Annotated in this window: 10 protein-coding genes; 4 read left to right on the top strand and 6 right to left on the bottom strand. The window is 72.0% G+C overall.

Annotation, left to right across the window (positions count from 1 at the left end; genetic code table 11):
• Positions 1-48: 48 nt before the first annotated feature.
• Complete coding sequence (locus ACIBCM_RS00600; protein WP_399238581.1) at positions 49-843, top strand: hypothetical protein; 795 nt, start codon at positions 49-51, stop codon at positions 841-843.
• 236 nt (positions 844-1,079) lie between these two features.
• Here ACIBCM_RS00600 and ACIBCM_RS00605 read toward each other — a convergent pair whose 3' ends face one another.
• Positions 1,080-1,514, bottom strand: a complete 435-nt coding sequence (locus ACIBCM_RS00605) for a MarR family winged helix-turn-helix transcriptional regulator (protein WP_399238583.1) — start codon at positions 1,512-1,514, stop codon at positions 1,080-1,082.
• Positions 1,515-1,666: 152 nt separating this feature from the next.
• Here ACIBCM_RS00605 and ACIBCM_RS00610 point away from each other — a divergent pair, with 152 nt between their 5' ends.
• Complete coding sequence (locus ACIBCM_RS00610) at positions 1,667-2,686, top strand: NADP-dependent oxidoreductase (RefSeq protein ID WP_399238586.1); 1,020 nt, start codon at positions 1,667-1,669, stop codon at positions 2,684-2,686.
• Between the two features lie 440 nt (positions 2,687-3,126).
• Here the strand turns inward: ACIBCM_RS00610 and ACIBCM_RS00615 are convergent, their stop codons facing one another.
• Positions 3,127-5,709, bottom strand: a complete 2,583-nt coding sequence (locus ACIBCM_RS00615; protein WP_399238588.1) for a M14 family zinc carboxypeptidase — start codon at positions 5,707-5,709, stop codon at positions 3,127-3,129.
• A 175-nt stretch (positions 5,710-5,884) separates the two neighbouring features.
• Between ACIBCM_RS00615 and ACIBCM_RS00620 the strand changes: the two genes are divergently transcribed.
• Positions 5,885-6,718 carry an EI24 domain-containing protein gene (locus tag ACIBCM_RS00620; RefSeq protein ID WP_399238590.1) on the top strand — a complete coding sequence of 278 codons (834 nt, stop codon included), beginning with the start codon at positions 5,885-5,887 and terminating at the stop codon, positions 6,716-6,718.
• 148 nt (positions 6,719-6,866) lie between these two features.
• Here ACIBCM_RS00620 and ACIBCM_RS00625 read toward each other — a convergent pair whose 3' ends face one another.
• Both ACIBCM_RS00625 and ACIBCM_RS00630 read right to left on the bottom strand, forming a co-directional pair.
• Positions 6,867-7,649, bottom strand: coding sequence for a carbon-nitrogen hydrolase family protein (locus ACIBCM_RS00625; RefSeq protein WP_399238592.1), 783 nt, complete (start codon positions 7,647-7,649; stop codon positions 6,867-6,869).
• A 473-nt stretch (positions 7,650-8,122) separates the two neighbouring features.
• On the bottom strand, positions 8,123-9,070 hold the full coding sequence (locus ACIBCM_RS00630) for an SGNH/GDSL hydrolase family protein (protein WP_399238594.1): 948 nt from the start codon (positions 9,068-9,070) through the stop codon (positions 8,123-8,125).
• Between the two features lie 260 nt (positions 9,071-9,330).
• Here ACIBCM_RS00630 and ACIBCM_RS00635 point away from each other — a divergent pair, with 260 nt between their 5' ends.
• Positions 9,331-9,825: a DUF3145 domain-containing protein gene (locus ACIBCM_RS00635; protein ID WP_399238596.1), complete on the top strand. Its 495-nt coding sequence runs from the start codon at positions 9,331-9,333 to the stop codon at positions 9,823-9,825.
• Between the two features lie 399 nt (positions 9,826-10,224).
• Here the strand turns inward: ACIBCM_RS00635 and ACIBCM_RS00640 are convergent, their stop codons facing one another.
• Complete coding sequence (locus ACIBCM_RS00640) at positions 10,225-11,010, bottom strand: response regulator (protein ID WP_399239773.1); 786 nt, start codon at positions 11,008-11,010, stop codon at positions 10,225-10,227.
• 23 nt (positions 11,011-11,033) lie between these two features.
• The gene (locus ACIBCM_RS00645; protein ID WP_399238599.1) at positions 11,034-11,879 is read right to left on the bottom strand and encodes a sensor histidine kinase; all 846 of its coding nucleotides are present in this window, start codon (positions 11,877-11,879) and stop codon (positions 11,034-11,036) included.
• Positions 11,880-11,889 lie beyond the last annotated feature (10 nt).

Raw genomic sequence — 11,889 nt, forward strand, 5'->3', positions numbered from 1 at the left:
CAGCGTCCTTCACCTCTGGCCCCTCCTGCCCCATAGCCTGCGGGCGCGATGGATTACTGCCTTCAGTGCCGACGACATCTCAACGGCGCCCTGGCCTGCGCGGGCTGCGGCACGCCGGCCGAGGAACTGCGCCACCGGAGCCCGGGCCCGCGACAGGACGAGCCCGTACACGGGGCCGACGAGATCACCGAGCCGCTCCCGGTCGTTCCGGGGGACGCGGGAGGCCAAGCCGAGGGGCGGGTTGCCCGCCGTGCGGGCCGTAAGGTCTCCGGAGCCCGGCCCGCCGGCCGCCGCGCCCCCGGAAGAACCGGGGTAACCGCAGGAGCCGGAGAACCCGCGGGAGCCGGAGGGAAGCGGCGCAAGGCCCTGATCGGCGGCCTGGGCCTGGTGATCGTGGCCGGCGCGTTCGGTTTCGCACAGCTGCCCCTGAACGGGGACGACGGCCCCGCGACCTCCGTCAGGGAGACGGCGGACGACGAACCCGCACCGGCCCCTGAGCCCACGGGCGCCGATACGCCCCAGGATGGCCCGGCCACCGTGAGCCAGCGGCCGACGGGGACCTCCGGCTCACGCGGTACCGTCCGCCCCACCGGCAACCGCCCGGGGAAGGGCAAGGGGCGGGGCAGGGCGACCGCCGCACCGTCCCCGGCGCGTCCGGCCGCCACGCCCGCCCCGTCCGCGGGCAGGACCTCGGCCGCTCCCGTACCCCCGCCCCCGTCCACCCGTCCGGTCGAACCGGAGGAGCCGGGTGAGCCGGAGGAACCCGGTGACGTCCCTGCGCCCGTGCTGCCGACCCCCGTGCCCACCGAGACCTGCGAACCGTTCCTCTGGTGGTGCCTCTGAGGGGCCGCCCCGACCCGCCGAGGCACCCGCCCCGACCCGCCGAGGCCCGGACCCGACCCGAGGCGGCTCCCGGCCCCGACCCGCCGAGGCCCCGATCTGATCCGAGGCGGCGCCCGGACCCGAGCCGAGGCGACCGGCCCGTCCCCGGCCGGACCCGGTGCCGGGTCCGCGGGCCTCCCGGGGCGCCGGGCTCTCCCGGGACCCCGGCCCCTTCCCGGGCCCCGGAGCGCGGGGCCCTACGCGTCCGCGCCCAGCATTCTCCTCAGCAGATCCCGCAGCACCGTCCGCTCCGCCACCGACAGTTCCGCCAGTGGCTCCCGTGCGAACTCCAGCGCGTCCCGCAGTCTCCGTACGGTGCTCGCTCCCTCCTCCGTGGGCGCGGCGAGCTTCACCCGGCGGTCGTGCGGGTCCGGCCGCCGCTCCACCAGGCCGCGGACCTCCAGCCGGTCCACGATCCCCGTGATGTTCGACGGCTCGCAGTTCAGCTTCTTCGCCACCTGCCGCATCGGCATCGGCTCCAGTGCCAGCAGCCCGAGCACTCTGGCCTGTGCGCCGGTCAGCGAGTGCTGGGCGGCTGCCTCCTCGTACTCCGCGTAGTAGCGCGCCACGACGGTCCCGATCAGCTCGACGACTTCGAGGGTCAGGGGGTCGGCACTTCGTTGACTGGGCATGGCGGCCAGCGTACTCCGATACTTGACAACATGAAATATCAAGGTGCATGGTTGTTTCAGATCGTGAAGTAAGTTGTGGAGCGCCAGGGGGGTCGTGTGCGACGCGGCTCCGGACGGCTCCCGCGCCACCCGTCTCCAGGAGGCAGCACCGCATGTCAGGACTTCCCAGCGTCAGCCGTGAATGGCACCTTGTCGCGCGTCCGGCCGGCTGGCCCGAGAAGGAGCAGTTCGCCCTGCGGGAGGCCCCGGTGTCGCCGCCGGGGGAAGGCCGTGTCCTCGTCCGGAATCTGCATTTCTCGGTCGACCCGTATATGCGCGGCCGGATGAACGAGCTGAATCCGTATATGCCGCCTTTCGAGCTGAACCGGCCGATGGACGGCGGCGCGGTCGGCGAGGTCATCGCCTCCGCCGCGGAGGGCTTCTCCGTCGGTGACCATGTGCTCCACGGCCTCGGATGGCGGGAGTTCGCGGAGGTCGGTGCGGAGGACGCGGTCAAGGTCGACGACTCCCTGGCCCCGCTCTCCGCGTACCTCGGCGTCCTCGGTATGCCCGGTCTCACCGCGTATGTGGGCCTGTTCGACACCGCCTCCTTCAAGGAGGGGGACGCCGTGTTCGTCTCCGGAGCGGCCGGAGCCGTCGGCAGCCAGGTCGGCCAGATGGCCAGGATCAAGGGCGCTTCCCGGGTGATCGGCTCGGCGGGCTCCGACGAGAAGGTCAGGCTTCTCGTCGAGGAATACGGGTTCAGCGCGGCCTTCAACTACAAGAACGGCTCCATCGCCGAGCAGTTGAAGCAGGCCGCCCCCGACGGCATCGACGTCTACTTCGACAATGTCGGCGGTGACCACCTGGAAGCCGCGATCTCCTCCCTCAGGCTCCACGGCCGCGTCACCCTCTGCGGCGCGATCGGCGGCTACAACGACACCGAGCCCTCCCCGGGCCCGCGCAATCTGCCGCTCGCCGCCGGTAAGCGGATCCGCCTCCAGGGGATGCTCGTCACCGACCATCCGGACCGTCAGCCGCAGTTCGTCGAGGATGTCGCCGGGTGGATCGCTTCCGGTGAGCTGAAGTATCACGAGACCGTCGTCAAGGGGATCGAGCGTGCCCCCGACGCCTTTCTCGGACTCCTGCGCGGTGAGAACATCGGCAAGATGATCGTCTCGCTGCCGTCCTGAGCCCGCGTCCGAACCGCCCCGCCCCCGCGTCGGAGCGCCTCCGGACCGCCTCCGACTCCGCATCTGAGCCCCGTACGGATCGCTGACCGGATCCGCGCCCGTACGGATCGCCTGAGCACGCCGCCGGAAAGGGGCGCCGGAACGGTCCGATGAGCGCGCTCCTCAAGAGCGGTGGCCCTCCGTACGAGTGAACGGACGCCTCCGTACAGACGACCCACCGACCCCGCCCCGAGCCCGCACCGAACGTGCCTCGCCCACCCCCTTGGGAGGTGCAACGGGAAGCGCCCCGGCCGTGCCCGGGAGCGGGAGCAGCGCGAGGGCCGCACCCCGCCGGGTGCGGCCCTCGGTGTTCATCTGTTCATCAGTTCAACTGTTCACGGGTTCATCTGGTCACCCGGTCACCCGGCCGCCGTGGGGCCGCCGGTTCCGTCGCCGTCGGGCTACCACCCGAGCAGCGCCCGTGCGACCTGGGCGAACGATCCCTTCGGATGGCTCCGGAACATCGGCTCCGTACCGAAGAGCACCACATTCCGGCCCAGCTCGGAGTTGCCGCGGACGATCGACGGCTTGCCCGCCGCGTCCGCCGGTCCGCCCGTTCCGTCCGCCTCGGTCCGCCAGTGGCCCGACACCAGGGGGTTCCCGGTGGCGTACGACTGGTCGATGTGCACACCCTCGCCCAGGCCGGTGAACCACAGTGGTGAGTAGACGAACGAGTGGTCCGCGGCGCCGCCCGTGATCGGACCGCCCGCGTTGGTCACCCGCACCACGCCGTTGGCGTCGCCGTTGCCCGCCACCGCCGTGACGGGGAGCAGCCCGGCGGCGCTGTTGAACGCCGCCCCGCCCGAGCCGCGGCCGACCACGGGCACGTTGCGCGCCTCGAAAGCCTCACGCGCGGCCGGGGTCAGGGCCGGGTAGCTCAGCCCGGTCGACACGTACAGCACATCGACCGTGGACCAGTCGAAGCCCGCGTTGAGGATCGCGGTCGAGACCGGCACCACCTCGAAGCCCATCTCCCGCAGGGCGAACTGCTCACCCGCGGTCACCGCGGCCGCCACCTTGACCTTCTTCACGAAGGCGACCCCGGTCTCACGGGTCTCCGTGAACGTCACACCGAGACGCTCCGCGAGCCGGACCGCCGCCGGGAGGGCCTCCTCGGGGGCGAGCGCCGCGCCGTCCGCGGTACGCCGTACCCGGAAGCCCATGCCCAGCAGCTCGTTCAGCGCGGCCAGCTCCTTCGGGTCGTCCAGCCGCAGCTTCAGGTTGGCGCGCCGGGCCACCGAGGGCGGCGCGTAGCCGGTCGGCGCCGCCGCGTTGACCGGCCGGCTCAGCAGCCGCAGGTCACCGCTCTCGGCCCGCTCCACGGTCGCGCCCCACAGCCGGCCCAGGCTCCAGCCCGAGATGTCGTACATCGCCGACACATCGGCGCTGATGTCCCGGCCGTCCGCCAGGATCACATTGGCGATGCCGCGCTTGGGCTGGCGCATGTCGACGACATACGAACCGGCCGGATAGGTCTTCCCGGCGAGCCGGAACGACCACAGGGCCCGCTCGACCCGTACGTCGTTGGCGACGAGATGGTCCACCAGCCGGGCCGCGGCGACCTTGCTGCGCTGACCGGACCCCGCCGGAATGACATACGCCCGGGGGAAGGTGGTCGTGTACACATCCTCCGGACCGATCCCGGGCACGCCCGGCACCGTCTCCTCCGAGATCGGACGCTGTGCCTCACCGGCGGCTCCCCGCCGGAACGTCTCGATCTGGTCGGCGAGCACCCGGGTGCGGTTGGTGTTCGTGTAGTCGAGGGTCGCGCGCATCGCCGCGCCCGCGATCGCCGTGTTGATCGAGGAGCGCCTGCGCAGCTCCTCCACCGGAAGGGTGTCGTACGACCGGTTGTTGACGGTCATCGGGAACTCGATGGTGTGCGAGGCCACCGCGCCCTGGAACGGCATGTACTGCGGGGTGAAGATGGGCGGCCAGTCGTCCCAGCCCTCGGCCTGGTCGCGGAAGGGGATCTCGGCGGGCCGTACCCCGTCCTTCTCCAGGGTGTAGCCGAGCCCGTTGACCGCCTTCTCCATGCCGAGCGCGTTGGCGTAGGCGTTCTTCAGGAACAGGTCGTACTCGTAGTTCTCCCCGTGCGGCGGGGTCGTCGGCTCGATCAGGGTGCCGTTGACATAGCCGTGCAGATCGAGCATGACCGCGGGCTGCTTGTCGATGGCGATCTGCCGCATCACCCGGACCTCGGGCTGCGAGGCGGTGATGAAGTCCCGGTTCAGATCGAAGCCGTTGGAGTTGGCGCGCGTCCCGGCGATCCGGCCGTCGGGGTTGGCCGTCACATTGAGATAGATGCGGTTCTTCGCCAGCAGGCCGACGGTCTTGGCGTCCTTGGCCTTCGCCAGCTCCTCGATGAGCTTGAGGGCCGCGTCCGTGCCCTCCCACTCATTGCCGTGGATGTTGTTGTTGATGAAGACCGGGGTCTTGTAGGAGGACTTGATGTGCTTGTCCCGGGCGGCCGACGCGGGGGAGTTCTCTATTCGCTCCCGCATCCGCTCCTGCTCGCGCGCCTCACGGGAGCTCTCCGGCGCGGTCACGGTGACGAGATACAGATCGTGGCCGCCCGCCGACTTTCCGGCGACCTCCACGCTGACCCGGTCGCCGAGCCGCTGGAGCTCGTTCAGCCGCGGGGCTATGGAGTGGTACGGGGCGAGCCCGAGCTTGATCGACTTGTCGGCCGGGTTCACGGCGGGCGCGTCGAGGACGGTACGGCGGGGATAGCCGCCGGTCCGGTGGAACGAGGGGGCGTGCCGCTCCAGCGCGTTGAGCGCCGAGGACAGCGGGGCCCTGGAGAGGGCGGAGTCGGTGACGCCCTCCTCCCGTACGGGGTCCGGGGTGTCACGGCCGGGTGCTGCGGCCGGACCGGCCGGTCCTCCTGGCGAACCGGGCAGCGCCGTCGCGGGGACGGGCACGAGGAGTACGGCGGCGGCGAGCGCGGCGGTGCTGACCAGAACGGGTCTGGGAATACCCATGCGTAGAAGCCTCCGGGGTTCGAGGTCGACGGACGTGACGAGTCACGACAATCGGTACGCAGGGTCTACCTGTTCATCTCATCAACATTCAAGAGGTGTAACAGGACGGATCTGTTCCGGATGCCGTCCCGGAACGCCCCGCGGGTCCGTCCGGCGCCCCGGATAGGCTGGTGGCATGCGTGATCTCGCCTTGGGCTTCGGTTACCTGATGAAGGGCCAGCGCTGGGTCCTCGGACACGGCCGCTGGTTCGGCTTCGGGCTGCTCCCCGGACTGCTGACGCTGGTGCTGTACGTGGGCGCGCTCATCGGTCTCGGCTACGGCGCGGACGATCTGGTGGAGTGGGCGACGTCCTCCTTCGCCGACGGCTGGCCCTCACCGTGGCTCGGGATCTTCCACGGCATCCTGACGGCGCTGACCTTCACCTTCGGGCTGTTCATCGCGGTCGTCACCTTCACCGCCGCCACCCTGCTGATCGGCCAGCCCTTCTACGAGTCGCTGTCCGAGCAGGTCGACCGGAGCGAGGGCGGCCGGGTGCCGCGGTCGGGGCTCCCGCTCTGGCGCGAACTGTGGATCTCCGCCCGCGACTCCCTGCGGGTCGTCGCCCGGGTGGTGCTGTACGGCGTCCTGCTCTTCCTGCTCGGCTTCGTGCCCGTCATCGGCCAGACGGTGATCCCGGCCATCGGCTTCTGCGTCTCCGGATTCTTCCTCGCGGAGGAGCTGACCGCCGTCGCCCTCCAGCGCCGGGGTGTCGAACTGAAGGAGCGGCTGGTCCTGCTGAAGGGCCGCCGGACGATGGTCCTCGGCTTCGGCGTCCCGCTCACACTCGCGTTCATCGTGCCGTTCGTGGCGGTGCTGCTGATGCCCGGCGCGGTGGCGGGGGCCACTCTGATGGTGCGGGACATCGCTCCCGAGCCGGAGGAGGCCCTGCCCGACGAGGACCCGCCGGGTCCCGAGGTCCACACGCCCTCGGCCCCCGGGCCGTACCCGTACGGCACCCGCAAGAGCTGACCACCAAGCGGCCGCGGGGCGTGGCCGTCGCGGTGGAGCCACCCCGGTCAGCGGGGGCGTGGCCGTTGCGGTGGAAGCACCCGGTCGGGGCGGGATCGCCTGATCGACGTGGCGAAGGCACCCCGGTCAGCGCGGGGGAGGCGCCGGGTCAACGCGGCGGCGACGGCCGGCCGGAGTGGCGGGAGGCGCTGTCCGCGGTGGCGGAGGGGTCCGGACCGAGCCGCAGCTCGGCCACCGCGAGGCCCGGTGACGTCCGCCCCGCCGTGGCGAGCACCGATCCGTCCCGCCCCCACACGGTGCTGTTCCCGGGGCACTCCCCGACATCGCTGTCCCCCGTCGCGTTGGCGAGCACCACATACAGACCGTGGTCCCGCGCCCGTACCGGGTACACCGTGTCCCACGAGTCATTGCCGTTCTCCAGCGCCGAACTGGCCAGATACACGGCGCAGTCGTCCGCCCGGGCGCGCTCGGCGACGGCCGGGACACGATTGTCGTAACAGACCGTCAGGGCGAAGCGGACACCGTCGAGGGTGAACCGGCCGTCCCGGGTGCCCGCCGTGAAGAGATCCAGCTCCGGTCCGTACGGATACCGCTTGTCGTAGCGGGTGAGCAGCTCCCCGTCCGGCCCGATGACCAGCGAGGTGATCGCCTGCCCGCCGTCCCCGGTGCGTACCGCGGCGTTGACGACCGCCGCCGTGGCGCTCTCCCGGCACGCCTCGCGCACCGGACCGAGCCGGGGGTCGTCCTCCGTGACCACCAGCGAGGGATCCCCGGCGATCACTCCGAGGCCGTACCCCGTGAGCCCCAGCTCCGGGAAGACGGTCAGCCGGGCGCCCCGCCCGGCCGCCGCGCCGATCAGCTCCCGCATGGCACCGGCATTGGCGCCGATATGACCGAGCACGGGTGTGAACTGCGCCGCGGCGATCCTCATACGTCCATCATCGCCGCCCGTGCCCCGTGCGCCGCGACCGGGTGTCTTCCGCAGGCTCCCGCCGTGCGTGGGTCACACCACGGCGGGCGGCCGTGACAGGACCCGCGCCCACGTCACACGTGACCTGCCACGCGCAAGGCGCCGCAGGCACCCGCACATGCTCACGCCACACGCACACGCTCACGCCACACGCACACGCTCACGCCACACGTACGCGCTCACCACCAGAACCCGCTCACGCTCACCCCACCTGCCGGGGCTCCGCCCCGGACCCCGCGCCTCAAACGCCGGCGAGGCTGAAAACACCCACCCCCGGCCTGAAGATGCCCGGCCCCCGGCAGGGCCGGAGATGCCCGGGCGGCAGCAAGGCTGAAAGGGCCCGGGCCCCGGCCAACCCAGCCCGTCCGGCGATTGAGGACCCCGGTCCGGGGCAGGACCCCGGAAAGAACCGGCCCCGGCGCACCGGGACCCGGTCACGCGGGCGGCCGTTCCGCCGTGATGTTCCGGTACGCGATCTCCGCGAGCCTGCTCTGCCCGTCCTTGTTGGGGTGGAACCAGTCCCAGCGGCTCAGCGCGTCGTCCCCGAACCGGTAGTCGAACACCGCCCCGCCGTCGTAGCGGCAGCGCGGATCCTTCCCGCAGACGTCCTTGAGCACGGTGTTGTACGCCATCACCCGGCCCTGCACCTGATCCCGCCGCGCGTGCGCCTTGGCGCTCAGATCCTCCGCGTCGTCCAGCATCGTGGCGCAGATGCCGAGCTTCCAGATCTGCCGGCTCAGCGGGTTGTCCCGCCCGGTCGTCCAGAGCCGTTTGAGGTCCGGCACGCTCGACACGTACACCTGGGCCTTGGGCGCCGTCCGGCGCAGTTCCCGCAGCGCGCCCGTGAACGACTGCCGGAAGTCCTCGACCGGTGTCATCAGCTCGGTGGAATCCGCACAGGCGTCGTTCGCCCCGACCATCACCGTCACCAGCTCCGGCTTTCTGGCGGCGGCCTTGGTCATCTGCGCGGACAGATCGGCGACATCGGCCCCGGTGCGCGCGTAGTTCCAGGTCTTCCCGGCCATCACCGCCGGCTCGCCGATGAGCCGCTGCGCCAGGCTCCGTACCTCGGTGTCGGTGCCGGTCGACCATGACACCTCCGGGCAGTCCGAGAGCACCACACAGGCGTCGAAGCCCCGGGTGATGGAGTCGCCGACGGCCGCGATCGAGTCCGGGCTGCGGTCCCAGACGACCGGCGGCGGCAGTTTACGCGCGGGCGCACCCTTGGTCTGGGTGTCCGACGACGCCTCACACGCGGTGAGCGCGCCGGTCAGGAGCACCGCGGCGGCCGTGGTCAGGGCCGCCGCGGCGGTGCGGGTACGTGGTGGGCGGGTGGTCGTGTGCCTCTCGTGCCTCGCATGCCTCGTGCGCCGCTCGCGCATCCCGGATTCCCCTCCGTCTCGACTGCCCCCGAGGTCCTGCCGAGTGAAAGCTTGGTGTGTACAGCCCTCAGGACCGACATTACGACACCCCATGGCCACCCGCGCACGGTAGCTTTTCCCCGTCGGCCCTGAGGCACCGCCGCCATCGGCTCCGGTAAATTACATCACGTCACATACTGTCCCTTTTGTGGAGATTCACTCCTGATGCTGTTTACTGAGACCGCTGGGAAGGCGATCCTCGTCCCACACTGGAGGTCCCGGTGACGACACGCGGCGTTCTGTATGTCCACTCCGCTCCACGCGCGCTGTGCCCGCACGTCGAATGGGCGGTGGCGGGTGTGCTCGGAGTACGGGTCCAGCTCGACTGGATCCGCCAGCCCGCGTCACCCGGCACCTGGAGAGCCGAGTTCTCCTGGCGGGGCGAGGTGGGCGCCGCTTCCAAGCTCGCGTCCGCCCTGCGCGGCTGGCAGATGCTCCGCTTCGAGGTGACGGCCGAGCCCAGCGCCACGGCCGAGGGCGAGCGCTACAGCGCCACGCCCGACCTCGGCATCTTCCACGCGGTGACCGGCATCCACGGCGACATCCTCATTCCGGAGGACCGGCTGCGGGCGGCGCTCGCCCGCTCCGTCCAGGGCGAGACCGACCTGGAGGCGGAGATCGCCAAGCTGCTGGGCAAGCCGTGGGACGACGAACTGGAGCCGTTCCGGTACGCGGGTGAGGGCGCGCCGGTGCGCTGGCTCCACCAGGTCGTGTGAGAAGCCACGACACCACCGGGTGGTCCGAGGGGCCCGCCGGGGGGCCGGTCGCGTGCGCCCGTCCGGCCTGACCCATCGGCACCCCTTCCGTCCGGACTGACCGGTTCGGCCCCCGTGATTCGGCCGGTCGCCGCGCCCGTGCTGGGCCCCGCGCTCTCCGGGCAGCCCCCGGCCGTGTGCTTACTCCGGGCAGCCGCGTCCTCCGCACGGGCCTTGATCGGCACCGGCCTGCTGCGCACCGGCGGCCCTTCCGGCCCGTACGGTTCCCGCCTTCCGGCCCACTCCCGGACCCGGGCCCCTGCCCCACGGCCACAGGCCCAGGACCGGTCGCGTCCTCCCGGAGCGGCCTTCCCCCGGCCCGTACGGCCCGGCGGCCCGTGCCCCTGCCGCCCGTACCGCTCAGCCCGTGCCGTCCGACCGGGGACCAAGACCACCGGGAGTACCGGGAGTACCGGGAGTACCGGGGGTACCGGGAGCACCGGGAAAATCACTTTCCCGCGCCCCCTCAGCCGGTGAGACCAGCCCCGTCTCATACGCGAGGACCACGGCCTGGGCGCGGTCGCGCAGGGTGAGCTTGGCGAAGATCCGCGCGACATGCGTCTTCACCGTGGCCTCGCTGAGCGTCAGCTCCACGGCCAGTTCGGCGTTGGACAGCCCGTGGCCCATCAGCGTCAGCACCTCGCGCTCACGGGGCGTCAGCGCCGTGAGATCCCGGTGCACGGCCCCCGGACGCGGCTGCGCGAACCGCTGGACGAGCCGCCGGGTGATCGACGGCGCGAGCAGCGCGTCCCCCGTGTCGACGAGCCGCACCGCCCGGGCCAGATGCTCCGGGGTGACGTCCTTGAGCAGAAAGCCGCTGGCCCCGATGGACAGCGCCGCGTACACATAGCGGTCGAGGTCGAACGTGGTCAGCATGAGCACCCGGCACCCCGGCAGCTCGCCCAGGATGCGCCGGGTGGCCTCCAGCCCGTCCATCACCGGCATCCGGATGTCCATCAGCACCACGTCGGGCCGCAGCGCCCTCGCCGCCGTCACCGCCTGGGCCCCGTCCGCCGCCTCACCCGCCACCTCGATGCCCCGCGCCGTGAGGATGAGCCGGAAGCCGGTACGGACCAGGGCCTGATCGTCCGCGATCAGCACCCGGGGCGAGGGCTCGCCCCCGGGCCCGCCCCCGCCACCGGCCACAGCACCGGCTCCCGCTGCGCCGCTCACGGCGGGTCCAGGGGGATCCGGGCCCGGACACGGTAGCCGCCGCCCAGCCGGCGCCGGGCGTCCAGATCGCCGCCGTAGACCGCGACCCGTTCCCGCAGCCCCAGCAGCCCGCGCCCCGTGCCGTCACCCGGCTCCGGGGCCACGGGCTCCGGTGACGCCTCCCGGCCGTTCCCCCGGAGCACGCTCGGCCCGCTGTTGAGCACCTCCACCCGCAGCGAGTGGTCGGCGTAGCGCACGGTCACCTCCGCCTTCTCCGCATCCGAGTGCCGGAGCGCGTTGGTCAGCGCCTCCTGCACGATCCGGTACGCGGTCACATCGATGCCCGCCGGAAGCGGGCGCGGCTCCCCGGCGATCCGCACCTCCACCCGGAGCCCGGCGAACACGACCCGGTCGATCAGGGAACTCAGCCGGCTCAGACTCGGCTGCGGTGACAGACCTGCCCCGTACGCCTCGTCGTCACCGTTCTGCGAGGGCGCGAGCAGACCGAGCAGATGCCGCAGTTCGGTCATCGCGCCCCGGCCCGCGCTCTCCACGGCCCCGAGCGCGGTGACGGCCTCGTCGGGCATCGTCCCCAGCACCTCACGGGCGGCCCCCGCCTGAACCACCATCAGGCTCACATTGTGGCTCACGATGTCGTGCAGCTCCCGCGCGATACGCGCCCGCTCGTCGTCCACCGCCGTACGGGCCGCGCTCTCCCGCTCCCGCTCCAGCAGCCAGCCCCGCTCCTCCAGGGCCCTGCGGTGCAGCCCGCGCGCCCGCCGCAGCGCCACCGCCAGCCAACCGGTCACCGCGCACACGGCCACCAGGGCGACGAGCAGCCAGAACGCCACGGAACTCCACACGGGAACACTC

It is taken from the genome of Streptomyces sp. NPDC051018, assembly GCF_044456085.1.
GTDB lineage: Bacteria > Actinomycetota > Actinomycetes > Streptomycetales > Streptomycetaceae > Streptomyces.